This window comes from Bradyrhizobium sp. CCGUVB14 (genome assembly GCF_024199935.1).
Classification (GTDB): domain Bacteria; phylum Pseudomonadota; class Alphaproteobacteria; order Rhizobiales; family Xanthobacteraceae; genus Bradyrhizobium.
In genome coordinates this window covers 8,344,707-8,367,274 of record NZ_JANADS010000001.1, presented here as the reverse complement: position 1 = coordinate 8,367,274, position 22,568 = coordinate 8,344,707, and the positions used below count along the sequence as shown (strand labels likewise).

20 protein-coding genes are annotated in these 22,568 nt (G+C 64.7%); 10 read left to right on the top strand and 10 right to left on the bottom strand.

Translation table 11 applies throughout. The features are described from left to right. The first annotated feature begins 79 nt into the window (after positions 1–79). The 3 genes from NLM32_RS39160 to NLM32_RS39150 all read left to right on the top strand — a co-directional run bounded on the left by NLM32_RS39160 (position 80) and on the right by NLM32_RS39150 (position 2,627). Positions 80–583 carry a CAP domain-containing protein gene (locus NLM32_RS39160; RefSeq protein WP_254134009.1) on the top strand — a complete coding sequence of 168 codons (504 nt, stop codon included), beginning with the start codon at positions 80–82 and terminating at the stop codon, positions 581–583. A gap of 78 nt (positions 584–661) precedes the next feature. Then, positions 662–1,837 (top strand): patatin-like phospholipase family protein, encoded by a 1,176-nt coding sequence (locus NLM32_RS39155; protein WP_254134008.1) that lies wholly within the window; start codon positions 662–664, stop codon positions 1,835–1,837. Between the two features lies 1 nt (position 1,838). Next, positions 1,839–2,627, top strand: coding sequence for a 3-hydroxybutyrate dehydrogenase (locus NLM32_RS39150; protein ID WP_254134007.1), 789 nt, complete (start codon positions 1,839–1,841; stop codon positions 2,625–2,627). A 143-nt stretch (positions 2,628–2,770) separates the two neighbouring features. On the opposite strand, the gene NLM32_RS39145 is transcribed toward NLM32_RS39150, so the two are convergent. From NLM32_RS39145 to NLM32_RS39135, 3 genes are all read right to left on the bottom strand, one after another. Then, a complete protein-coding gene (locus tag NLM32_RS39145) occupies positions 2,771–3,595 on the bottom strand; it encodes a sulfite exporter TauE/SafE family protein (protein WP_254134006.1) in 825 nt (274 codons plus the stop codon). Between the two features lie 196 nt (positions 3,596–3,791). Continuing rightward, complete coding sequence (locus tag NLM32_RS39140) at positions 3,792–5,159, bottom strand: oligosaccharide flippase family protein (protein ID WP_375143610.1); 1,368 nt, start codon at positions 5,157–5,159, stop codon at positions 3,792–3,794. 270 nt (positions 5,160–5,429) lie between these two features. Further along, entirely contained in the window at positions 5,430–6,269 is an 840-nt protein-coding gene (locus tag NLM32_RS39135; protein ID WP_254134004.1) for a protein-disulfide reductase DsbD domain-containing protein, read from the bottom strand. Positions 6,270–6,411: 142 nt separating this feature from the next. Here NLM32_RS39135 and NLM32_RS39130 point away from each other — a divergent pair, with 142 nt between their 5' ends. After that, positions 6,412–7,047 carry a YqgE/AlgH family protein gene (locus NLM32_RS39130; RefSeq protein ID WP_254134003.1) on the top strand — a complete coding sequence of 212 codons (636 nt, stop codon included), beginning with the start codon at positions 6,412–6,414 and terminating at the stop codon, positions 7,045–7,047. 188 nt (positions 7,048–7,235) lie between these two features. Here NLM32_RS39130 and NLM32_RS39125 read toward each other — a convergent pair whose 3' ends face one another. Both NLM32_RS39125 and NLM32_RS39120 read right to left on the bottom strand, forming a co-directional pair. After that, positions 7,236–8,123 (bottom strand): TauD/TfdA family dioxygenase, encoded by an 888-nt coding sequence (locus NLM32_RS39125; protein ID WP_254134002.1) that lies wholly within the window; start codon positions 8,121–8,123, stop codon positions 7,236–7,238. A gap of 97 nt (positions 8,124–8,220) precedes the next feature. Beyond that, positions 8,221–9,000, bottom strand: a complete 780-nt coding sequence (locus tag NLM32_RS39120; protein ID WP_254134001.1) for an SDR family NAD(P)-dependent oxidoreductase — start codon at positions 8,998–9,000, stop codon at positions 8,221–8,223. A gap of 98 nt (positions 9,001–9,098) precedes the next feature. On the opposite strand from NLM32_RS39120, the gene NLM32_RS39115 reads away from it, so the two are divergent. After that, on the top strand, positions 9,099–9,836 hold the full coding sequence (locus NLM32_RS39115; RefSeq protein WP_254134000.1) for an SDR family NAD(P)-dependent oxidoreductase: 738 nt from the start codon (positions 9,099–9,101) through the stop codon (positions 9,834–9,836). 62 nt (positions 9,837–9,898) lie between these two features. Beyond that, positions 9,899–10,273 (top strand): CsbD family protein, encoded by a 375-nt coding sequence (locus tag NLM32_RS39110; RefSeq protein WP_254133999.1) that lies wholly within the window; start codon positions 9,899–9,901, stop codon positions 10,271–10,273. A gap of 70 nt (positions 10,274–10,343) precedes the next feature. Here NLM32_RS39110 and NLM32_RS39105 read toward each other — a convergent pair whose 3' ends face one another. Both NLM32_RS39105 and NLM32_RS39100 read right to left on the bottom strand, forming a co-directional pair. Then, positions 10,344–12,035: an SGNH family hydrolase gene (locus NLM32_RS39105; protein WP_254133998.1), complete on the bottom strand. Its 1,692-nt coding sequence runs from the start codon at positions 12,033–12,035 to the stop codon at positions 10,344–10,346. A gap of 149 nt (positions 12,036–12,184) precedes the next feature. Then, positions 12,185–13,579 (bottom strand): lytic murein transglycosylase, encoded by a 1,395-nt coding sequence (locus NLM32_RS39100; protein ID WP_254135525.1) that lies wholly within the window; start codon positions 13,577–13,579, stop codon positions 12,185–12,187. Positions 13,580–13,780: 201 nt separating this feature from the next. Here NLM32_RS39100 and galU point away from each other — a divergent pair, with 201 nt between their 5' ends. Next, complete coding sequence (gene galU / locus NLM32_RS39095) at positions 13,781–14,656, top strand: UTP--glucose-1-phosphate uridylyltransferase GalU (RefSeq protein WP_254133997.1); 876 nt, start codon at positions 13,781–13,783, stop codon at positions 14,654–14,656. A gap of 213 nt (positions 14,657–14,869) precedes the next feature. On the opposite strand, the gene NLM32_RS39090 is transcribed toward galU, so the two are convergent. After that, positions 14,870–16,366 (bottom strand): diguanylate cyclase, encoded by a 1,497-nt coding sequence (locus tag NLM32_RS39090; protein WP_254133996.1) that lies wholly within the window; start codon positions 16,364–16,366, stop codon positions 14,870–14,872. 144 nt (positions 16,367–16,510) lie between these two features. Between NLM32_RS39090 and NLM32_RS39085 the strand changes: the two genes are divergently transcribed. Continuing rightward, on the top strand, positions 16,511–16,780 hold the full coding sequence (locus NLM32_RS39085; protein WP_254133995.1) for a hypothetical protein: 270 nt from the start codon (positions 16,511–16,513) through the stop codon (positions 16,778–16,780). Between the two features lie 184 nt (positions 16,781–16,964). Here NLM32_RS39085 and NLM32_RS39080 read toward each other — a convergent pair whose 3' ends face one another. Both NLM32_RS39080 and NLM32_RS39075 read right to left on the bottom strand, forming a co-directional pair. Beyond that, positions 16,965–19,841 (bottom strand): EAL domain-containing protein, encoded by a 2,877-nt coding sequence (locus NLM32_RS39080; RefSeq protein WP_254133994.1) that lies wholly within the window; start codon positions 19,839–19,841, stop codon positions 16,965–16,967. Between the two features lie 153 nt (positions 19,842–19,994). Continuing rightward, positions 19,995–20,993, bottom strand: coding sequence for an NAD(P)H-quinone oxidoreductase (locus NLM32_RS39075; protein WP_254133993.1), 999 nt, complete (start codon positions 20,991–20,993; stop codon positions 19,995–19,997). A 116-nt stretch (positions 20,994–21,109) separates the two neighbouring features. On the opposite strand from NLM32_RS39075, the gene NLM32_RS39070 reads away from it, so the two are divergent. Together NLM32_RS39070 and NLM32_RS39065 are read left to right on the top strand one after the other, a co-directional pair. After that, positions 21,110–21,301 (top strand): DUF1192 domain-containing protein, encoded by a 192-nt coding sequence (locus NLM32_RS39070; RefSeq protein WP_254133992.1) that lies wholly within the window; start codon positions 21,110–21,112, stop codon positions 21,299–21,301. Positions 21,302–21,861: 560 nt separating this feature from the next. Continuing rightward, complete coding sequence (locus NLM32_RS39065) at positions 21,862–22,371, top strand: DUF1465 family protein (protein ID WP_254133991.1); 510 nt, start codon at positions 21,862–21,864, stop codon at positions 22,369–22,371. The last annotated feature ends 197 nt before the right edge of the window (positions 22,372–22,568 follow it).

Sequence of the window (22,568 nt, the reverse complement as noted above, 5' to 3'; positions counted from 1 at the left end):
GGGGTGAATTTTCCTCAAAATTCACCTTTCAGCCACGGTTGGTATGCAACAACGGCCCTTCCTTTGGGGGCCTCGATTCATGCGCGCTGCGGCCGCAATACTCATCACTTTGCTTCTCGCCGGCTGCGCCGGCAACGAAGCGCCGGTCCAGCAGCCGTCGATGTATGCCGACATGTCGGTCCCGGGCGCCAAGCTCGATGCGCCGGCGGCCGCGATCATGATCTCGCAATACCGCCAGAACAACGGCCTCGGCACCGTCATCGTCGACCCCGATCTGATGCGGCTCGCCGAATCCCAGTCCAACGCCATGGCTGCCGCCAACAAGATGGACCATGACGTCCGCGCGCCGCTCGCCAAGCGCCTTGCCGCCGGTGGCTACCCCGCGACCGTGGCGGTCGAGAACATCTCGGCCGGCTATCATACGCTGGCGGAAGCGTTTTCCGGCTGGCGCGACTCGCCCCCGCACCGCGCCAACATGCTCAAGGGCGGTGTCACAAAATTGGGCATAGCGGCGGGCTATGCTCCAGGCACCAAATACAAGGTGTTCTGGACCATGATCCTGGCGTCGACCGACCCCCGATAAGCCAGACTTGATCCCGGGATGCATTGACGCCGCGGCAGACTGTCGCCACGGTGGCTCGCCTTTTGCTATTGTTCCCGAATGACAGATCATAGCCCGGAAGTCGCAACAGTCCCCGCGAAGGCGCAGCGCGTCCTGGTTCTCCAGGGCGGCGGCGCGCTCGGCTCCTATCAGGCCGGCGCCTATCAGGCGCTGTGCCATTTCGATTTCGAACCGGAATGGGTTGCCGGCATCTCGATCGGTGCGGTCAATGCCGCCATCATCGCCGGCAATGAGGGCCACATCCGCGTCAAGCGGCTCAAGGAATTCTGGGAGATGGTGTCCGCGCCGGTGCCGTGGAAGCCTCTCGGCAAGAGCGATCACAGCCGCGAGCTGTTCAATTCCACCAGCGCCGCGCTGATCGCGACCTTCGGCGTGCCCGGCTTTTTCACGCCGCGCCTGCCGCCGGCGCCGCTCTGGCCGCCGGGCAGTCCGCAGGCCGAGAGCTATTACGACACCGCGCCGTTGAAGAAGACGCTGGAGCGGCTTGTCGATTTCGATCGCATCAACGATTTGAAGACGCGCTTGTCGGTCGGCGCGGTCGGCGTCACCTCCGGCAACTTCAAATATTTCGACAATTACGAGTTCAAGAAGCTCGGCAAGAAAATCGGCCCCGAGCACATCATGGCCTCCGGCGCGCTGCCTCCGGGGTTTCCGTCGGTCGTGATCGAGGGCGAGCATTATTGGGACGGCGGCATCGCCTCCAACACGCCGCTCGACTTCGTGCTCGACGCCGAAGTCGATCGCGACATGCTGATCTTCCAGGTCGATCTGTTCAGTGCGCGTGGCGATCTGCCGAACTCGCTGCTCGAGGCCACCGAGCGCGAAAAGGACATCCGCTTCTCCAGTCGGACGCGGATGAACACCGACAAGAACAAGCAGCTGCACAACGCCCGCCGCGCCGTGCGCGACCTGATTTCGAAATTGCCCGATTATCTCAAGAACGACCCTTCGGTCGAGTTCCTTGCGAAGGTTGCACGTGAGAGTACGGTCACCGTGGTGCATCTGATCTATCGCAGCAAGAACTACGAATCCTCGTCCAAGGACTACGACTTCTCGCATGTCGCCATGGTCGAGCACTGGGAAAGCGGCGTGCGCGACGTGCACCTGTCGATGCGTCACAAGGACTGGCTCGAGAAGCCGCAGTCCGGCGAGACCATGGTGACCTACGATCTCACGGGGGACGTCACCGCGCCCCCGCCAAAAAGGAGCGAATAATATGGGTACTCTGTCAGGCAAGAACGCCGTCGTGACCGGTTCGACCAGCGGCATCGGGCTCGCCTATGCGCGTGCCTTTGCGGCTGCCGGCGCCAATGTCGTCATCAACGGTTTCGGCTCGCCGGAGGACATCGAGAAGGAACGCGCCAAGATCGAGTCCGATTTCGGCGTGAAAGCGGTCTACTCGCCCGCCGACATGACCACGCCGGCCGAGATCGCCGGGATGATCGCGCTCGGCGAGAAGTCGTTCGGCTCGGTCGATATCCTCGTCAACAATGCCGGTATCCAGTTCGTCTCGCCGATCGAGGAGTTTCCGCCGGAGAAGTGGGACCAGATCATCGCGATCAACCTGTCCTCGGCCTTCCACGCCATCCGCGCTGCCGTCCCCGGCATGAAGAAGAAGGGCTGGGGCCGCATCATCAACACCGCGTCGGCACACTCGCTGGTCGCCTCGCCCTTCAAGTCGGCCTATGTGTCGGCCAAGCACGGCATCGCCGGCCTGACCAAGACCGTGGCGCTGGAAGTCGCGACCAACAAGATCACCTGCAACTGCATCAGCCCCGGCTATGTCTGGACGCCGCTGGTGGAGAAGCAGATCCCGGATACGATGAAGGCCCGCAACCTCACCCGCGAGCAGGTCATCAACGACGTGCTGCTCGACGCCCAGCCGACCAAGGAGTTCGTCACGTCCGAGCAGGTCGCAGCGCTGGCGCTGTTCCTGTGCAGCGACGATGCCGCGCAGATCACGGGTACCAACCTGTCGATCGACGGCGGCTGGACCGCGGAGTAAGGGGGCACACACTGTCATGCCCCGGCTTGACCGGGGCATCCAGTACGCCGCGGCGTCTCGGTTCAATCGCGGCTGTCTCTGGAATACTGGGTCGCCCGGTCAAGCCGGGCGACGACAGCGAGAGTAGAGCGCCTGGTCGAGTCTCAATGGCTCCAGGCCAGAGCCGTCACGATCGCGGATTGCAGGTTCAGCTCCGCGAACATGATCTTGCCTGCGACGACGACAAGGACGCTGGCGAGCGTCAGGCGCAGCACCGTCTCCGGCACGCGCGTCGCGCTGTAGCTGCCGATGATGATGCCGGGCAGCGAGCCCAGCAGCAGCACGCCCATCAGCCCCCAGTCGACCGAGCCGAGCATCCAGTGTCCGATGCCGGCCACCAGCGTCAGCGGCACGGCGTGGGCGATGTCGGAGCCGACGATGGTTGCCATCGGCAGGCGCGGGTAGAGCAGCAGCAGCACGGTCACGCCGACCGCACCGGCGCCGACCGATGAAATCGAGACCAGCACGCCGAGCACGATTCCGGTGACGACGGTCGCAATCACCGTGGTGCGCTCGCTGACCTGCTCCATGCGCCGGCGATAGCGCTCCATGATCGACCTGCGGAAGATCAGCGATGTCGCGGTCAGGATCAGCGCGAAGCACAGCACCAGGTTGACGAGGTTGCGCTCGGCATCGCTTCTGAGATCGAGCTTCCACAGCACCAGCAGCGTCAGCGCACTTGCCGGGATGCTGCCGCAGGCGAGCCGCACCACGGCCGGCCAGTGCACGCTGCGCGACCAGCCATGGACCACGCTACCGCCGGTCTTGGTGGCAGCGGCATAGAGCAGGTCGGTGCCGACGGCGGTGGTCGGGTGGATGCCGAACAGCAGGATCAGCAGCGGCGTCATCAACGAGCCGCCTCCTACGCCGGTCAGCCCGACAAGCAGGCCGACGCCGAATCCCGAGGCGACGTAAAGCGGATCAATCATGGTTGGGGAAATCTAGATTTATCTCGTCAGTTGGGCAATAAGACGTAGAATAAATTTCCCCTGAGGCGCAACCTCTTGGGTGGAATAAGAAAAATTGTACTCTGAGATGGAAAAGGGCAGGCAATTCGCGCTGTCCCCGGGTGCGTTGCGAGACAGCCGTTCCCCGGGGGCGCGGGCAGGGACGGGCGCGTCGTACCTATTTACCAAACGCCAGGACGTGCAGCCCCAGGCGCTGCCGCACGATCCAGAACAGCAGTACCGTCTCGAAGGTGAGCGAGATCGAGGTCGCGGCCGCGGCGCCGTGGCCGCCGAAGCGTGGCACCAGCGCGATGCAGAGCACGACGTTCATCACGAACGCCAGGGCGTAGGCCAGCGCGCAGATCTTCTGCTGGCCCAGCATGTTGAGCAGGCGCTCCACCGGGCCGATGGCGGCACGCACCACGAGGCCGATGGCGGCGACGAACATGATGTCGTAGCCGACGACGAATTGCGGCCCGAACAGCCAGAGCAGGGGCTTGCCGAGTGCGAGCAGCACGGCGGTCGCCGCCAGCGACGGCCAGAACGTCCAGTTGATGGCGTGCGCGACATAGGCCGACAGCCGCGCCTTGTCGCCGAGCGCGTTGTATTCCGCGAAGCGATGCGCGGTCGTCGCCGACATCGCGTAATGAATGAACGAGACCAATGCCAGCGTCTTGACGACAGCAAAGTAGACGCCGACCTCGTCGGACGGGCGGAACTGCTGCAGCACCAGCACGTCGGTGTAGGACAGGAGCAGGTAGAAACTTTCGACCAGCAGGATCGGCAGCGACACCGCGAGCCAGCCGCTGACGTCATAGGCCTTGGGGCCGGGCGCGATGTGCTCGGCGAGCTTGCGGTTCAGCACCACCATCTGCCCGGTCATCGCGATCCAGACCGCGCCGGCGCTCGCCACCATCGCGGCGATCGCGCCGAGATGATAGCCGAGCAGGAAGGCGCCGGCGGTGATGCCGATGATCAGCGCCTGGCGGATGATGAACTGCGGCATCAGGCCGAGCTGCATCCAGTCATGCGAGCGCGCGATGCCGTCCTGGGTGTTGGCGACGACGAAGGCGGGCAGCGTCATGCAGCCGATATAGAGCGGCAGCTCCTCGGCCGGATTGATCCAGGGCGACAGCAGCTTGACGACGCCGGCGAGTCCCAGCGACACCAGCGTGGAGACGGCGAAGGTCAGCCAACGGCTGCCGGAGAGAAAGCCGCGCAGCAGCGCATGGTCACCGCTGGCGCGATATTCCGGAATGATTTTTTGCGCGGACGCCGAGATGCCAAAATCCATCATGCTGCCGAGCAGCAGCACCCAGGTCCAGACATAGACATAAATGCCGTAGTCGGACGTCCCCATCCAGCGTGCGAGCAGGACCTGCGAGAAATAGGCGAGTCCCGCGCTGATCACGCGAATGATGAAGATGGTGCCGGCCAGCCGCCGCGTCAGCGACGCTTCGCTCGAACCGCCGGTCAGCCTGGCGCGCAGCCGCGCGATCAGCCCGGCCGGTCCGGTCGTTACGGGTTCTGCATCCATCACGGCCAATTCTGGGAATCCCCGGGCGTTCCGCGTGCTGCGGCGGGCTCGGGATTAGCAACCATTCGTTAAGATTCGGTTGGGTGGGGCGTGCTGTCCTTGGTGTCGCGCCAACCCCCGCTGTCGTCCCGGCGAAGGCCGGGACCCATAACCACAGGGAGCAGTGTGGTGCTCGCTGGCAACTCCGAGCCTTCGCAAAACTATTGCTGCGGCGTATGGGTCCCGGATCGGCGCTTCGCTTGTCCGGGACGACAGCTGAGAGTGCCGCGACAGCCCGGGCTACTCCAAATTCGTATTGAACTCGTACGATTTCTCCGGCCCGACCAGCGTGAACTTCAGCGCTGCACCGTCGGGCTTGATGCCCGGCGGCAATCCGTCGAGCTCGAAGGAAAACCGCTTGACGCCGGGCGGGCTGTGCTCGACCGGATCTGGAATCGGCAGCGACCATTCGGGCGTCGGCCCTTCCACGAACAGATTGACCTTGCTGTCCGCGGGCGCAACGACGTCGACCACCACGTTCTTGGGGCCGTCGCGCTTGACGTCGCGAATGGTCAGCGGATTGGGATCGCCGATGGTGGCGGGCTTCGGCACGGTGTCGAGTGCCGTGCGCAGATTGGCGTCCTCGGTCGAGGCGACGTTGTTGAAGCCGAGCTCGACATTGGCCTCGACGGGAATGCAGAGCTTTTCGCAGACAGCGTAGTTGATCTCGGCGCGCAGCGTCACCGGCTTGTCGGCAGCCTTGGCCACGATGCGCAAGGGCAGCACGATCTGGTCGTGATAGCCGATCGAATGACCGCCTGCGCCGTCGTCGAATTTCAGCGGCGCCGGCCACATCACGGTCACCGCTTCGACATTGTCCGATTTGGAGAAGTCGAACCGCGGCGGCACGCCTGAATCGCCCGGCATGCGCCAATAGGTCTTCCAGCCGGGTTGCAGCTGGAACGCGATACCGCCGAGCAGGACCGCGCCGCTACGCGATCCCGCGAGCAATCGCACCGCGGAATGTCCGTCGCGCTGCCACAGTGAAGCGTCGTCCGCATGGGCGCCCGTCGCCAACAACGACGCAAGCAAGGTTGTCGCGACGCCAATCGCCGCTTGCAGGGGAACTCTTGTCAACATGGCACGTCTTTACAGGGTCGTTTCGGGGCAAACCATTGAATTGCTTGTGATGGATGCACTTGAATCTGGTCTCTGCAAGCCTTGATTTGACAGCGGCGCGGCCCGACATCAGGATAGGAATTGAAACCGGAGTGCTTCATCCATGGCTCCCACAGGCAAGAGGACGGGCGAAAGCACCCGCAGCGGGCTCCCCAGTTCGGCCGGTTATCTCGACGGCCGGCTCCTGATCGCGATGCCTGTCATGGGCGACTCCCGCTTCGAGCGCTCGGTGATCTATCTTTGCGCGCATTCGGCCGAGGGCGCGATGGGCATCATCGTCAATCATCCGGCCGGCAGCATCGATTTCCCGGAACTGCTCGAGCAGCTTGGCATCGTCAAGAAGGGCGAGCACATCAAGCTGCCCCAGAATGCCGAAAGCATGAAGGTGCTGGCCGGCGGCCCGGTCGACACCGGTCGCGGCTTCGTGCTGCATTCCAGCGACTTCTACATCGAGCACGCGACGCTGCGGATCGACGACGGCGTCTGCCTCACCGCGACCGTCGACATCCTGCGCGCGATCGCCAACGGCTCCGGCCCCAAGCACGCGATCCTCGCGCTCGGCTATGCCGGCTGGGCGCCAGGCCAGCTCGAGACCGAGATCCAGAGCAATGGCTGGCTGCATTGCGATGCCGATGCGGATCTGATCTTCGGCGACGACGTCGACGAGAAATACGGCCGCGCCCTGCGCAAGATCGGGATTGATCCCGGCATGCTGTCGAACGAGGCGGGGCACGCGTAGTTGGCGCTGCGCTGTCGCAGCACTCTCCCCTGTCATGCCCCGGCTTGACCGGGGCATCCAGTACGCTGCGGCCGATCGCCTCCATCACAATCGTCTCGGAGTACTGGATCGCCCGGTCAGGCCGGGCGATGACACCAGTTGCTGAGCAGCGCTTCGCTTGTCCGAGACGACAGCGGAATGTGCCGCACCTACTCCGCCGCCTGCTGCTGCACCGTCGGCTCGGTCCCCGCTACCGTCGCCCTTCGCATGTCGCGGGGCTGGGACTGGTCGTAGCGGCGGACGCGGTGCATGGTCTGGCGGTTGTCCCACATCACGAGGTCATGCAGCTTCCATTTGTGGACGTAGACGAATTCCGCGTTCGTCGCGTGCTCGTTGAGATCGCGCAGCAACAGCCGTCCCTCCGGCACGCTCATGCTGACGATCTTGCCGGCATGCGATGAGAGATACAGCGACTTGCGGCGATGCACCGGATGCGTCCGCACCAGCCGCTGCAGCACCGGCTTGAACATGGCCTTCTCGTCGTCGGTATATTCGGTGAAGCCGAGCGAGCCGCGCGAATACATCAGCGAATGCTCGCAGACGAGATCGTCGATCTCGGCCTTGGTCTCGTCATCGAGTGCGTCATAGGCCGCGCGCATGTCGGCGAATTCGGTGTTGCCGCCCTTCGGGTTCACCACGCGCGCCGACAGCAGCGAGAATTTGGCCGGGATCGGGCGGAACGAGCTGTCGGAATGCCACAGGCAGTTGCCGAGGTTGAACAGATGCGTGCGGCTGTCCTTGGCGAGCGGCTTGCCGTCCTTGCCGAGATTGGAGACGTCGTTGAGGCCGGACTGGAGCCGGTAGTCCTTTTCCTTCGTCACCGTGCCGCCGCGTGCATCCTCGCGCTGACCGAAATTCAGCGCGAAGGCCATCTGCTGCTCGTCGGTAATGTCCTGGTCGTGGAAGACGAGCACCGCGTATGTGTCCATGGCAGACTCGACTTCGCGGGCCTCATCCGGTGTGAGCGGATTCCGCAGGTCGAGGCCGGAAACCTCGCCGACAAAATGCTTCTGAAGCTGCCGGATGGCGATCGTCATGGCGTCTCTCCCGCAAACCGCGAGCGGTTGGTCCCACTCTGTCGATGAAAAAGCTACTCCCGCACCCGTCGTTGTCAACGCTCGCCGCGCATGGCTCTCACGCGTTGCGCGCCATCAACCCGCCGTCGACGGGAATGACCGCACCCGTCAGGAACGACGCCGCCGGCAGGCACAGGCTCAGCGTCATATGTGCGACCTCCTCGGGATCGCCGTAACGACCGAGTGCGGTGCGGCGCTTGGCGTAAATTGTCTTGTGCTCCTCGGAGATCCGGTCGGTGATGGCGGTGCGGATCGGCCCCGGGCAGATGCAGTTGACGGTTATGCCTTCGCGGCCGAGCTCGACCGCGAGCGAGCGGGTGAGGCTGGCGACACCGCCCTTCGCCGCTGAATAGGGACTGTGCAATGCGGTGGCGCCAAGCGCTTCGGTCGACGCGATGTTGACGATGCGCGGGCTGTTCGACTTGCGCAAGTGAGGCAATGCGGCGCGGATGATGCGCGGATGCGCCGTCAGCATCACCGCGATGCCCTTGGCCCAGGCGTCTTCGTAAGCCTCGTCGTCGATCGCGACGCGGACGGAGATGCCGGCATTGTTGACGACGACGTCGAGCCCGCCGAAATGTGCGGCGACATCGTCGACCACGCGCCTGATCTCGCCGCCGTCGGCGACATCGAGCTTCCACGCCTTCGCCGAACCACCGCTCGCTGCGATCTCCTTCGCGACGGCTAGCGCGCCTTGCTCGTCATAGTCGGTCGTGGCGACATTCGCGCCCTCGGTGGCGAACACGCGTGCAGTCGCGCGCCCCATGCCGCTGGCTGCGCCGGTGACGAGAACGGTCAGGCCCTTCACGGAGCGGCTGAGCTGCTTGAATTCGGACATGCTGTTTCCTCGCGTCTCTTGTTTCTTGTTATGAGATTGACAAGGCTGGCATCGATCCGCAGACAGGTCAAACAAGCAAAACAAAAGGGGAGGCCGCGATGGCAAACGAGCTCGATTTCTCCGGCAAGCAGGTGCTGGTCGTCGGTGGTTCCAGCGGTATCGGCAACGGCATCGCGCAAGCCTTTCGCGCGAGAGGCGCGGACGTCGCGGTTTGCGGCACGCGCGCTCGTGCGACGGAATATTCGGTAGAGGAAGGCTCCGATCTCAGCGGCCTGGCCTACGCGCAGCTCGATGTCAGCAACCCCAGTGCGATCGAAGCGTTCAAGCCGTCCTTCGACAAGCTCGACATTCTGGTGCTAGCGCAAGGTGCAGTGATCTATCGCCGCGGCGAGTTCGAGATGGCGGGCTTCCGCAAGGTCGTCGAGGTCAACCTGATGAGCCTGATGGCGTGCGCGACGCGCTTTCATTCCATGTTGCGGGACTCCAAGGGCGCGCTGATCATGGTGTCCTCGACCGCCGCCTATCATTCCACCATGGGCAATCCCGCCTACAACGCCTCGAAGACCGGCGCGGTCGGATTGACGCGGACTTTGGGCGAGGCGTGGGCCGAGGATGGCATTCGCGTCAACGGCATCGCGCCCGGTCTGGTCGACACCAAGATGACGAAGGTGACAACCGACAATCCCAAGCGGCTCGAAGGTGCACTTTTGCGCATTCCGCTGCGGCGATTGGGCACGCCGGCCGACATGGCGGGCGCGGCGCTGTTTCTGGCCTCGCCGCTGTCGTCCTACATCATCGGCCAGACACTGGTCGTCGATGGCGGCCTTATTCTCTAAGCAGCACTGGAACTGCGCTGCTCCTGATCGGTTACTCCGGCAGACCCCCGAGGAGGAGCATCATGGACAAGGACAGGATCGTCGGATCGGCCAAGGAATTCGCCGGACGTGCGGAAGGCGCCATCGGAGACATGGCAGGCGATGCGCAGACACAGGCGTCGGGCAAGGCGCGCGAAGCCGCCGGCACTGTGCAGAATCTCTACGGCCAGGCGAAGGACGCCGTGCGCGACGCCACGGACACCGCTGCGAGCTACGCCAAGGATGCCTACGAGAACAGTGGCGAGACCCTTCGCGGCGGCTCGCAGGCGATCTCGCAAAAGGTGCAGGACAATCCGCTCGGTGCGCTGCTGATTGCCGGTGGCATTGGCTTCGCGCTCGCGCTGCTGATGTCGCGCCCCGCCCGTCGCCCGCCGCCGCGCTGGCGTTATTACGGCTGACGTCGGCCCGTCATTCTGGGCTCGCGCCAAGAGGCGCGCCCCGGAATGACAAATTAATTCAGAGCAACGACTACCGCGCCACTTCCGCCGAGCGCCCGACATTGCCGGGCGGTCGCGGAATCGCAGGGTTGGGATTCGGGTTGCGCGGGGCGGGCGCCAGTTGACGCGGCGCCGGCTGCGGCGAGCCGAAGCCGAAGAAATCACGCAATGACGGCGCGGCCTGTGCCGGCTGCTGCGGCGGTGGCGTCGGCTTCTTCGGTGCGAGCGGCTTGGGTGGCGCGATCGCGGCGGCTGCACCCGGTGTCGTGCCGGGCGCCGCAGCACCACCGTCAGGCGTCGTCGCGGCCATCGGCGTATCGCCCTTGGCCTGCTCGCGACCGACTTCGCGGCGCGGCCATGAATAATCATCGGCACGGCCCGCGGGTGCGGCGAGCGGCTCGCCCTTCACCAGCGTTCTGGCGGCAAGCGCATCGACGGCGGCGGGGCGCGTGCCAGGTCCACCCAGCAATTGATCGGTCGAGATCGAGGCTGCAACCAGCGGCACGATCGGGCCCGCGAGCGGCCGCGGCGCCGGCTTGCCGGGCTCGGCACTGGTGTCGGGCGTCGCCGGCTCGCTCGGCAGCGCGATCGGGCCGGAGCGGCCCGCCAGCAGGCGCGTGATCTCGCGCTCGACATAATGGGCGAGCTTGCGGGCGCCGGGCTTGGTGAAATAGACGCCGTCACCGCTGCGGAGCTGACGGATCTGGCCTTCGAAATCCGGACCTTTCTGCAGGAAGCGACCGGCTTCGTCGACAAAGCCGTCCCAGACGTCGACATAGGTGATGCCGGCCTTGGCGGCGCCTTCCCGGTAGAGCGAATCCAGGAACAGCATGTCCGCGGTGCCCTTGGGTCCGCGGATCGCGGGCAGGCCGACCCAGAGCACGGGCACGCCCTTGGCCTTGAGGACGTTGGCAAGCTCCTCGATCTTCTTGCCGTAGAGCTCGACCCAGTGGTCGTCGCGGAATTCGTAGAGGCCGTTCGGATTGCGCGCGGTCTTTTCCGGCGCGGCCGCCGGCGTATCGGCGTTGTCGGCGTCGTCCTGCGGCAGATCGGTATCGGCCGGCTTGTCGTCGGGCTTGGCGGCGGTGTCGGGCTTGGCATCGCCGGGCTTCGCCGGCGGCTTGCCGCGCGCGCCCTTGTCGTTCTTCTTGTCCTTGTCGGCCGGCTTGTCCGTTTTGTCCGGCGCGGCTTCGCGGATCGCGATACGGTCGTTGAGGCCGAGCATGACGACGATGACGTCGGGCTTCTCGGTTTCCAGAATGCCCTTTGCCGCAGCCGCCCAGTCCGAGGGCTCACCCTTCGGCTGGTACTTGATCAGGCCTGACGTGGTCTTGTGCTTGCGGATCACGCCCATGTCGGGCTGCTCGGTGTAGGCGTCTTCCAGGCCGTAGGCGAGCCAGTCGGCCATGGCGTCGCCGATCACCAGCACGTTCTTGTCCGGGATGGTGTCGCGCTTGCCAGGTGCCGGCGCGCGCGAGAAATCCTGGCGCGGGGCCTGCTGCTGCTGCTGTTGGAACGGCGCAAAGAAATCGCCGCCGAACCAGCCGCCACCACCGCTGCGCGGCGGCGCCTGACGCTGCGGCGGGCCGCCGAAGCCGGGGAAGTTGAAGAACTGCGCCGAAGCCGGTCCCGCGATCGAGACCATGATCGCAAGCGCCGTTCCCAGCGCGATCAACGGGCCGGTCTCGGTCAGCGCCTTGAAAAAGGATTTTGGCTTCGACATGCGATCTCGGGCGCGCGCAACGGGGTCTGGAAGTAGGTCGTTATAATAACGGAATCGGGCGCCAAACGGGCAAATTCTCTTGCAGATTCTTGGGGCCAACCACCGCCGATCGGGCAAAATCCCGCCTCAGGGTTACTTTCGGCGCGATTTTACCGCCCGCGCAGCCGGTCCAGCACGTCGGAGGAGGCAAAACCGTCCGCGGGCACCCCGATCGAGGCCTGGAAGTTGCGCAGCGCGTCCCGGGTCTGGCCGCCGAACTGGCCGTCCGGGGTACCCTTGTAGAAGCCGCGCTGGACCAGGAGTTGCTGGAGTTCCAGCCGCTCGGTCCGGGACAATTCCCGCTCCTGCCGCGGCCATTGCTGCACAAAGGGCTGGCCGCCGCGCAGGCGGTCGGCGAAATGGCCGATCGCCATCGCATAGGCCTCGGCCGGATTGTATTTCATGATGACCCGGAAATTCTGCAGCATCAGGAAGCCGGGCCCCTGCGCGCCGGCGGGCGCCAGCAGATAGGCCTTCTCCGCCGGATGCGGGAAGGGCTGGTTGGTTGCGCGCTTGAGCCCGAGCTTCTCCCATTGCGCGATCGTCATCGCCTTGGCGCGATCAGCCAGCATGTAGTTGAAGCCTTGGGGCACCACGACCTCGAAGCCCCAGGTCTGGCCGCTCTGCCAGCCGTCCTTCTTCAGATTGTTGGCGGTGGAGGCGATCAGGTCGCTTGCGTTGTCGACGACGTCGCGCCGTCCGTCGCCATCGCCGTCGACGGCGAAGCGCTTGAACGCGGTCGGCATGAACTGGGTCGGGCCGAACGCGCCGGCCCAGGAGCCGCGCATCTGCTCCGGGCGCAAATCGCCGCGGTTGAGGATCTCCAGCGCGGAGAGGAATTCGTCCTTGAAATAGGTTTGGCGGCGGCCGACGCAGGCGAGCGTCGCGGTCGATTGCAGCACGCTGCGGTCGCCCATCTGCGTCGAATAATTGGACTCGATGCCCCAGATCGCGGCGATGATGTAGCGGTCGACGCCATAGGCCTTCTCGGTCGCGTCGAACTGCGCCTTGTACTTGGCGAGAACTTCCTTGCCCTTGGCGAGCCGATTGTCGTTCACGAGAATGTCGAGATAATCCCATATCGACTTGGTGAACTCGGGTTGCGAATCCATCAGGTCCATGATGCGCAGATCGGGCGAAAGGCCAGCGGTGAAGCGCTGAAAATTCTCCTGTGTGATGTTGCGCCGTGCGGCATCAGGCCACATCCCGGCAACGCAATTGTCAAAATTGCCGGCAGCCTCGCGGATCGCAGCCGCCGTCATCAGTGGATGGCCGGAGGCGCCGTCCTCGCCGCTCCAGGGTTGCGCGCCGCCCGGGGCAGGCGCGGGCTGCGACGGTGCGGGATCCGGGCCGGAGAAAATGCCGCCGAACAGCTTCGACAGCCCGTTTTGCCCTTGTTGTCCTTGAGCCTGTGCGACCGCAGGGAACAGAAGCGCGGCCGCAATGATTGTTGCGCCGGCCAGAGATCCCCCGCGTTTTGCCAAGCCTGCCACCGATTGCCTCATGTCCCATCCGTCCGGCCAAAAATCAGCCATCAGGAGGCCTCGTTACGGTTGCCAATATCTTAACAAAGGTGAAATTTCAGTGGTGGCCTTTTCTCAATTCCAACGGCCGAGCCCTACATCCGCCTTTGTTACCGGCTGCAAAACGGTTAGCAAGATGCCATTGCTTCTTTCACGTGCGCCCCAAGGTATTCGATCAATCACATGAAAATCCGCAAAGCTGTATTCCCCGTCGCCGGCCTCGGCACCCGCGTTTTGCCGGCCACCAAGGCGATGCCGAAGGAAATGCTCACCATCGTCGACAAGCCGCTGATCCAGTACGTCTATGACGAGGCGCGGGAAGCCGGCATCGAGCACTTCATCTTCGTCACCGGCCGCAACAAAAATGTCATCGAAGATCATTTCGACAAGATGTTCGAGCTCGACTCGACGCTCGCTGCGCGCGGCAAGAAGGCCGAGCAGGAGATTTTGGCGCAGAACCAGCCGGAAGCCGGCGCCGTCAGCTTCACCCGCCAGCAGGCGCCGCTCGGCCTCGGCCACGCGGTCTGGTGCGCGCGCGATATCGTCGGCAACGAGCCGTTCGCGGTGGTGCTGCCCGACGAGCTCGTGCTCAACACGCCCGGCTGCCTGAAGCAGATGATCGAGACCGCCGGCAAGCTCGGCGAAAAATCCAACGTCATCGCGGTCGAGGCGGTGCCCGACCATCTCACCCATCAATACGGCATCTGCGGCGTCGGCAAGCGCACCGGCAAGATGTTCGAGGTCGACGGCATGGTCGAGAAGCCGGCCAAGGGCACTGCGCCCTCCAACCTCTCGATCACCGGCCGCTACATTCTGCAGCCCGAGATCTTCAAGATCCTCGAGACCCAGGAGCGCGGCGCCGGCGGCGAAATCCAGCTCACCGACGCCATGATCGGCCTCGCCAAGTCGCAAAAATTCTACGGCGTCGAGTTCGAGGGCGAGCGCCACGATTGCGGCTCCAAGCCCGGCTTCCTCCGCGCCAACATCGCCTACGGCCTCAAGCGGCCGGAATTGCGTGATGGGCTGATCGCGGAGATGAAGAAGTATCTCGGGCAGTAGTCGCCGCTGTTTCGCTGTCGTCCCTGCCTAGTGCGCAATTGCGCACGGGGCGCAGGGACCCATACCGCGGAAGCCATCGATCGCGTTCGGCCGCAGTACCGAACGACGAGTCTTCGCCAAATTCTTCCCTGTGGTTATGGGTCCCCGCGTTCGCGGGGACGACACTGAGCGCTTGGTGATTTGTTCGTCACGCCTGACGACGACAGCAGCCCCTCACGCCACCAGCGACAGCTTCGGCAGGCTCGCTACCACCGACTGGTTGCGGCCACCGGCCTTCGCCGCATAGAGCGCCTTGTCGGCAGCGGCGACCAGGACGGTCCAGTCCGCGCCGCTCGTGGGCGCGAGGCTGGCGATGCCGCAGGAGACGGTCGACCCCGCGCTGCCGTCGGACCAGCCCAGCACCTTGGCCCGGATGGTCTCGGCGATCTTGAAGGCGTCGGTGGCGGACGTGTTCGGCAGCAGCACGGCGAACTCCTCGCCGCCATAGCGCGCGGCGCAGTCGCCGGCGCGGCGCACCGAATCGGAGATGCAGATGGCGATGCCGACCAGCACCTGGTCGCCGGCCTGGTGGCCGAAGGTGTCGTTGTAGGCCTTGAAGTGATCGGCATCGATCATCAAGAGCGCAACCTGTGTCTTCTGGCGCATGGCGCGGCGCCATTCGGTGTCGATCGTCTGGTCGAACTTGCGGCGGTTGCGCAGGCCCGTGAGCGCGTCGGTCGTTGCCATCTCCTCGAGCTTGTTTTCGGCATCCGCTCGCCGGCCGATCTCGCGGGCAAGCAGGATCGCCGAGCCCAGCACGAACAGTGCGAGCACCAGAACCACGGCGCCGATGCGAAGCGCTTCCTTCCGCCACAGCGCGAACACCGTGCTCAGCGGCTTGCCCGCCACCACGAACAGCGGGCCGGTGCCGGCGCTGCGCGCATAGAGCCGCGCGGTCGGATCGACCGGGCCCTGTCCCGCAAACGAGCCGCCGACGCGCAAGTTGTCCGCCTTCCAGCTCTGGCGGTCGTTCAGATTCTTGCCGATGATGTCGAGATCGAACGGTCGGCGCATCATGATGGTGCGGTCGCGCTTGAGCACGGTGATGGTGTCCTCGGGGTCGAGGCTCAGCCGCTCGAACAATTCGTGGAAATAGGTGAAGCGGATCGAGCCGGCGACGACTCCCAGGAAGCCGCCGTCGGTATCGCTGAGACGCCGGCTCAGCACGATGGAGTAGGCGCCGCGGAACAGCATCGGACGGCTGATAAAGAGGCCGGCATCGGGATTGTCGCGATGGACCGTGAAGTACTCCTCACTGCCGCGATTTTCCGCCACCGGGTCGAGCGTGGACGCATCGATGGACAGATTGCCGTCCGCATCGAACACCTGGATGGCGCCGAAATGCTTTGCGGTCGTGGCGTGGTCGAACAGGATGAGCTGGCGGATCGGCTTGGAGACCGTGTTGATCTCGGGCAGCAGCATGTTGCTGGCGACCGCCTTCAGGGACAGGTCGTAGATATCGATGTTGCGGCTGATGTCGGCGTCGATCGAGGTCGCCAGGTTTTCCAGTGTCTGGCGGGCCAGTGCCTCCTCGCCGCGGCGCATGTCCAGCATGACGTTGACGCAAATGGCCGAAAAGCCGATCACCGTCACGACGGACGAGATGATCAGCAGCTTCGCCGAAATACGCCAGGGCCGGCGGGCCATGGCTTCGCGCCATCCAGACAGCATCCTTTGCTCCCGACCCTAACGGATGCGCCTGAAATCTTGCGTAGTGTTTAAGCCGCGACGGCGCTGCTGCAATCAGTTAAGGATTGGTTTCCGCGGGCATCGCTTTTCAGCAGATCAGGCCGCGGGCATTTGGTGAGGACGGCGGTGAACGATTACGACGCGCTACGCGATTACCTGCTGGGGCAGAAGCAGATGGAATTCATGCTGAGCTTCGAGCAGATCGAGGAGATCATCGGCGCGGCCCTGCCGCGGGCGGCCAACCGTGCCTCATGGTGGGACACCGCGCGCAGCCCGGATATCCAGATGCCGCAGCGCGAGGCCTGCATCGCCGCCGGCTTCAAGGCCACGCGGATGCCGGATGGCCAGACGGTGCGGTTCACGAAGATGAAGAAGGACGGGCGGAGGCCGGGATAGAAGGTGACGGAGACCTTCTTCCCCTCTCCCCTTGCGGGAGAGGGTGGCTCGCCGCGGAGCGGCGAGACGGGTGAGGGGCATCTCTCCGCGCGCGACTCTTCTTGTTTCTGAATTTGCGGATGCAACCCCTCATCCGGCGCTTCGCGCCACCTTCTCCCACAAGGGGAGAAGGGAAACAGAAAGATCAGCTCGCCGCCTCTAACCGCACTTCCGTCAGCAGCCGCATCGCGGCGTCCGCGTCCATGGGCTCGCCAAAAGCAAAACCCTGCGCGTATTCGCAGCCAAGCTGATAGAGCTCCACCGCGTCGGAATCGGTCTCGGCGCCTTCCGCCACCACGTCCATGCCGAGATCATGCGCGAGCGCGATGATCGACTTCAGGATCACCGGCCGGGTGCCGCGGTTGGTGGTGCGGACGAAGGACTGGTCGATCTTGATGGTGTCGAACGGGAAGCGCTGCAGATAGGCGAGCGACGAATGGCCGGTGCCGAAATCGTCGAGCGACAGGCCTGTTCCAAGCTCGCGGATCCGGGTCAGCATTTGGGCCGCGTGCTCCGGATTCTCCATCACCAGCGATTCCGTCAGTTCCAGCTTCAGCGTGCCGCGCGCCACCGAGGAGCGCGACAGCACGGTGCGGATGTCGTGGATCAGATCGTGGCGCAGCAATTGCCGCGAGGAGACGTTGACGGAAGCGAAGATCGGCTCGCGCGAGCGCATCGCGCGCTGCCAGATCGAGAGCTGCTTTGCGGTCTGGTCGAGCACGAACATGCCGAGGTCGACGATCAGGCCGGTCTCTTCCGCAATCGTGATGAATTCCGACGGCGCCATACGGCCGAGCTTCGGATGATCCCAGCGTGCCAGCGCTTCGAAACCCGCGACCGAACGGTCCTCCAGCCGGACGATCGGCTGGTACAGGATGGTGAGCTCCTGCCGCTCGATGGCGCGGCGCAGCTCGCTTTCCAGCGTCAGGCGATCGGTCTTTCGCGCGCGCATCGCCGGCTTGTAGACGTCGATGCGATCGCCGCCGATGCGCTTGGAGTGATACATCGCGAGCTCGGCGTCCTTGATGATTTCGTCCGTGAGCTGCGTCTGCGGGTCGGACAAGGCAAGTCCGATCGAGGCCGTCAGGAAAATCTCGCGGTCGTTGAAGGCGATCGGCGCCCGGATGGTCTTGCGGATGGTTTCGGCGAAGGCGGTGATGCGGGCCGGGTCCTGCTCCGAGAGCAGGATCAGGCCGAACTGGTCGCCGGCGAGCCGGGCCAGCGTGTCCTGCGGCTTCAGGATGCGGGTGAGGCGGCGGGCCAGCGTCAGCAGGATGGAATCGCCGACCGCGATGCCGACGGAATCGTTGACCTGCTTGAAGCGGTCGAGGTCGATCACCATCAGCGTCGGCCGCAGGGTCGGCATCGACTTGGCGAAATGCGCGACGGCACCGAGCCGGTCCATGAACAGTTTGCGGTTGGGCAGGCCGGTGAGGTTGTCGTGCACGGAATCGTGCAGCAGGCGTTCCTCGGCGTTGCGCAGCTCAGTGACGTCGGTGAGCGTGCCGACCACGCGCGAGACCTCGCCGTCCGAGCCGACCACCGGACGGGCCTTCAGCGCGAACCACATGAAATGGCCGTCGGGGGTGCGCAGGCGGAAATCCTGCACCAGCCGGCCGCGGCGCTGGTCGAGCACGCTGTCCAGCGCGGCACGGAAACGATCCTGGTCGAGCGGATGCAGCACCTCGAGCCAGGAGGCCGCGGGCCCTTCGAGCGTGCCGCGCTTCAGCCCAAGCAGGGCTTCCGTCTCGGGGCTGGTGAACACCTTGTCGGCGGAGACGTCCCAGTCCCAGATCAGATCGCCGGAACCGGCCAGCGCCAGTGCGCGGCGCTCGATGTCGGAGACGACGCCGGTGGTGGCGCCGCCGCCGGCGAAGGCGTGCTGCATCACCGTGAAGCCGATCAGCATCACGATCAGCACGAGGCCGCCCAGCAGCGCCGGGCCGACGATGTCGTTGGTGACGGAACCGGCCACCGTCATGCCGGCCGCGACCACCCAGACCACCAGCAGGAACCAGGTCGGGATCAGCAGCACCGCGCGGTCGAAGCCGTGGGTGGAGAGATAGACGATCAGCGTGAAGCCGGCGAAGGCGATCAGCACCAGCGAGATGCGCGCGATGCCGGAGGCGACGGCCGGGTCGAACAGAGCGAGCGCGACCAGCGAGCCGAGGAACGCGAGCCAGCCCACCGTGATGTGGGAGTAGCGCACATGCCATCGACTGAGGTTGAGATAGGCGAACAGGAACACCAGCAGCGTCGCTGCCAGTATCGCTTCACCCGCCGCGCGCCAGATGCGCTCGGCGTTGTTCGACATGTCGAGCACCTTGCCCCAGAAGCCGAAATCGACGCCGATATAGACCAGCACCGCCCAGGCCAGCGCCGCGGCGGCCGGGAACATGATGCTCCCCTTCACCACGAACAGAATCGTGAGCACGAGGGCGAGAAGGCCGGAGATGCCGATCACGATGCCCTGGTACAGCGTGAACGAGTTGACCTTGTCCTTGTAGGCTTCCGGCTCCCACAGATAGAGCTGCGGCAGCTTGTCGGTGCGCAGTTCCGCCACGAAGGTGACGACGGCGCCGGGATCGAGCGTGATGCGGAACACGTCGGCGGTCGCGCTTTCCTGACGCTCCGGCCGGTCGCCGATCGAAGGCGTGATGGTCGCGATGCGCGACAGCCCGAGGTCGGGCCACAACAGGCCCGACGACACAATGCGGTAATGCGGGGCGACGATCAGGCGGTCGAGCTGGTCGTCGGTGTTGTTGGCGAGCGCGAACACGATCCAGTTCTGGCCGCCCTCGCGCGCGCGCACCTCGATGCGGCGGACGATGCCGTCGGTGCCCGGCGCGGTGGAGACCTGGATGCGGTCGGCGTCGCTGCGCTGATGCTCGAGCACGCCGGTGAGGTCGATCGCGGGCGCGTCACCGCGGACGCTGACAGCGTCGAGCGCGCGTGCAGGCGACGCGGCGACAAGAATCATGAGGCCCAGCGCGATGGGCGCGAGGCACCTGATCAGACGCAAGGCCAGTTCTCCGCGTTCGACGCAAACTCAGTGAGCAAGACTGTCAGGTAAAGACGATTTCACGCCGAACAGAAGTCGTTCGGCGCGTCGCGATAGATGCCACGAAAGCGAGGAAAATCAAAGGGTTTCCGGCGTCCCCGGTCGGCCAGCGGCCTAGACCTCCAACACAATTTTGCCAATATGTGCGGAGGTCTCCATGCGCCGGTGCGCCTCGGATGCCTTTTCCAGCGGGAAAGCGCTGTCCATCAGCGGCTTGACGCGGCCCTCGCGCAAAAGCGGCATCACTTTCGCTTCAATTGCGGCCACCATTGCCGCCTTGTCCGCATTACTACGGGGGCGCAAGGTCGAGCCGGTATGGGTCAACCGCTTCACCATCACCTTGGCGATGTTGACGCTGACCTTGGGGCCGTTGAGCGTTGCGATCTGCACGATGCGCCCGTCGACCGCGGCGGCGTCATAGTTGCGGTCGACATACTCGCCTGCGACCATGTCGAGGATCAAATTGACGCCGGCCTTGTTCGTCTCCGCCTTGATCACTTCGACGAAGTCCTCGGTCTTGTAGTTGATGGCGCGGTCGGCACCGAGCTTCAGGCAGGCATCGATCTTGTCCTGCGATCCGACGGTGACGAACACTTTTGCACCGAACGCTTTCGCAAGCTGGATCGCCATGGTGCCGATGCCGGAAGAGCCGCCATGGATCAGCAACGTCTCGCCGGCCTTCAGGCCACCGCGCTCGAACACGTTGTGCCAGACCGTCATCAGGGTTTCCGGCAGTGCACCGGCTTCCTTGATCGACAGTGCCGGCGGCACGGTCATCGCCTGGGCGTCCTGCGCGATGCAGTACTGCGCATAGCCGCCGCCGGCGACGAGCGACATCACGATGTCACCGACCTTGTGTTTTTTGGCATTGCTGCCGACCGCGACCACTTCACCGGCGATTTCGAGGCCGGGCAGGTCGCTGGCGCCGGGCGGCGGCGGATAGGCGCCGGAGCGCTGCGCCACGTCGGGCCGGTTGACGCCGGCGGCCTGCACCTTGACCAGGATCTCGTCGGGACCGGGCTGCGGAACGGGACGCTGTTCCGGCAGCAGCACCTCGGGTCCGCCGGGCTTGGAGATGGCGACCACGGTCATTTGCGCGGGCAGCTTGTCCATGATGTATCCTTGAGCAAAGGTGCGAGGGAGAACGAGCCCTTTGCTTAGCCAGCGCGGTTCAGGCTGGCAACCGCCTCGGCCATGTGGTCCGGCCCGCGGACGCAGGAGGAACGACGATGCCGATGGAAGACGACGACCGCCCGCGCAAGAAGGTCACCCACGAGATTGGACAGGATCTCTCACTCTTGTCCGTCGAGGAATTGACCGAGCGCGTCGCCCTGCTGCAGACCGAGATCGCAAGACTGGAAGAAGCCGCCACGAAAAAGCGCGCCTCCCGCGATGCGGCGAATAGTTTTTTCAAGTCGTAGTGGGTTTATCACCGGTGTCGTCCCGGCCTAGTGCGCAATTGCGCACGGGGGCCGGGACCCATACCGCGTGATCTGTCTATGGGCTTTGACAGCAGTACCGAACGACGAGTCTTCGCCAAACTCCTCCCTGTGGTTATGGGCCCCGGCCCCCGTGCGCAATTGCGCACTAGGCCGGGGCGACGGTGAGAGTTCGTTCCGCTTCCCCGCTCGGCCTCTGGCCGACATGGCTAACGAACCCTCAAAAAATTCGTTCGTTTACGGTCGATTAAGCTTTTCACTTTATGACTCGACTGTCCTCGTTTGGACACCGAGTGGCTCCTGTCCACTCTGTTTGACGCCTCCCTGTTATCAACTTTCAAAGCCGCCGGTCTCCGGCGGCTCTTTTTTTGCGTCTACTCCTGCTTTTGAGCGTCTAGTCCCGGTTGAATTCCGAGGAATGACCCGCGGAAACCATATCCGCGCTTGCCGCTGGACTCCGCGCGTCCCCCGCGCAATGATTTGTTCATCATAAGCCGGCGCCAAAGCCGGACGGGTAAACAGTTGCGTAAGGGGCGTTAACCATGGAACGTTTGCAGGCCGACGGGGCTCTCGTTCAACTCAGCGAGCGGTTCACCAATTCTGCGGCGTTCGGCGCGCTGTTCCGTGAAGGCATGGATCTCGTCGAAGAGACCGCGGCCTATCTCGACGGCGCGGGCCGCAACGAGGCCAAGGCGCTCGATCGCGCCATCAGCCTGACTTACGCGACCGAGAGCATGCGCCTGACCACGCGCCTGATGCAGCTCGCCTCGTGGCTGCTGCTGCACCGCGCGGTGAAGGAGGGCGAGATGACGCTGGTCCAGGCCAACCGCGAGAAGACCAAGGTCAAGCTCACCGCCGCCGATCCCGGCCCCGCCGACACCATCGAGAAGCTGCCGTCGATGCTCCAGGAGCTGATCCATCGCTCGATGAGCCTGCAGACCCGCGTCCGCCGCCTCGACACCACCATCCACACCCCGCCGACCGACCACATCGCGATCGGCAACCCGCTGGTGCCGCATCTCAACGCGCTGAAGGCCGCGTTCGAGCGGTGAGGTCTAATCTCTAACCGTCACCCCCGCGCAACGGCGAAGCCGTTGTCGCTGGAGGTGCTCGCCTCTTTGGCGAGCCTCGAAGGGGGACGGCCCGGCTGCATCTCGGCCGTTCATCCTTCGAGGCTCCCGGCGCGATGCTTTGCCTCGCGCCACTCGCACCTCAGGATGACGGGTCTGGTAGCGACGGTAGCCCCCCA

Coding starts and splice junctions, on each gene's coding strand:
- NLM32_RS39160 (WP_254134009.1), top strand. CDS start 80: ATGCGCGCTGCGGCCGCAATACTCATCACTTTGCTTCTCGCCGGCTGC.
- NLM32_RS39155 (WP_254134008.1), top strand. CDS start 662: ATGACAGATCATAGCCCGGAAGTCGCAACAGTCCCCGCGAAGGCGCAG.
- NLM32_RS39150 (WP_254134007.1), top strand. CDS start 1,839: ATGGGTACTCTGTCAGGCAAGAACGCCGTCGTGACCGGTTCGACCAGC.
- NLM32_RS39145 (WP_254134006.1), bottom strand. CDS start 3,595: ATGATTGATCCGCTTTACGTCGCCTCGGGATTCGGCGTCGGCCTGCTT.
- NLM32_RS39135 (WP_254134004.1), bottom strand. CDS start 6,269: ATGTTGACAAGAGTTCCCCTGCAAGCGGCGATTGGCGTCGCGACAACC.
- NLM32_RS39130 (WP_254134003.1), top strand. CDS start 6,412: ATGGCTCCCACAGGCAAGAGGACGGGCGAAAGCACCCGCAGCGGGCTC.
- NLM32_RS39125 (WP_254134002.1), bottom strand. CDS start 8,123: ATGACGATCGCCATCCGGCAGCTTCAGAAGCATTTTGTCGGCGAGGTT.
- NLM32_RS39120 (WP_254134001.1), bottom strand. CDS start 9,000: ATGTCCGAATTCAAGCAGCTCAGCCGCTCCGTGAAGGGCCTGACCGTT.
- NLM32_RS39115 (WP_254134000.1), top strand. CDS start 9,099: ATGGCAAACGAGCTCGATTTCTCCGGCAAGCAGGTGCTGGTCGTCGGT.
- NLM32_RS39110 (WP_254133999.1), top strand. CDS start 9,899: ATGGACAAGGACAGGATCGTCGGATCGGCCAAGGAATTCGCCGGACGT.
- NLM32_RS39105 (WP_254133998.1), bottom strand. CDS start 12,035: ATGTCGAAGCCAAAATCCTTTTTCAAGGCGCTGACCGAGACCGGCCCG.
- NLM32_RS39100 (WP_254135525.1), bottom strand. CDS start 13,579: ATGAGGCAATCGGTGGCAGGCTTGGCAAAACGCGGGGGATCTCTGGCC.
- galU (WP_254133997.1), top strand. CDS start 13,781: ATGAAAATCCGCAAAGCTGTATTCCCCGTCGCCGGCCTCGGCACCCGC.
- NLM32_RS39090 (WP_254133996.1), bottom strand. CDS start 16,366: ATGCTGTCTGGATGGCGCGAAGCCATGGCCCGCCGGCCCTGGCGTATT.
- NLM32_RS39075 (WP_254133993.1), bottom strand. CDS start 20,993: ATGGACAAGCTGCCCGCGCAAATGACCGTGGTCGCCATCTCCAAGCCC.
- NLM32_RS39070 (WP_254133992.1), top strand. CDS start 21,110: ATGCCGATGGAAGACGACGACCGCCCGCGCAAGAAGGTCACCCACGAG.
- NLM32_RS39065 (WP_254133991.1), top strand. CDS start 21,862: ATGGAACGTTTGCAGGCCGACGGGGCTCTCGTTCAACTCAGCGAGCGG.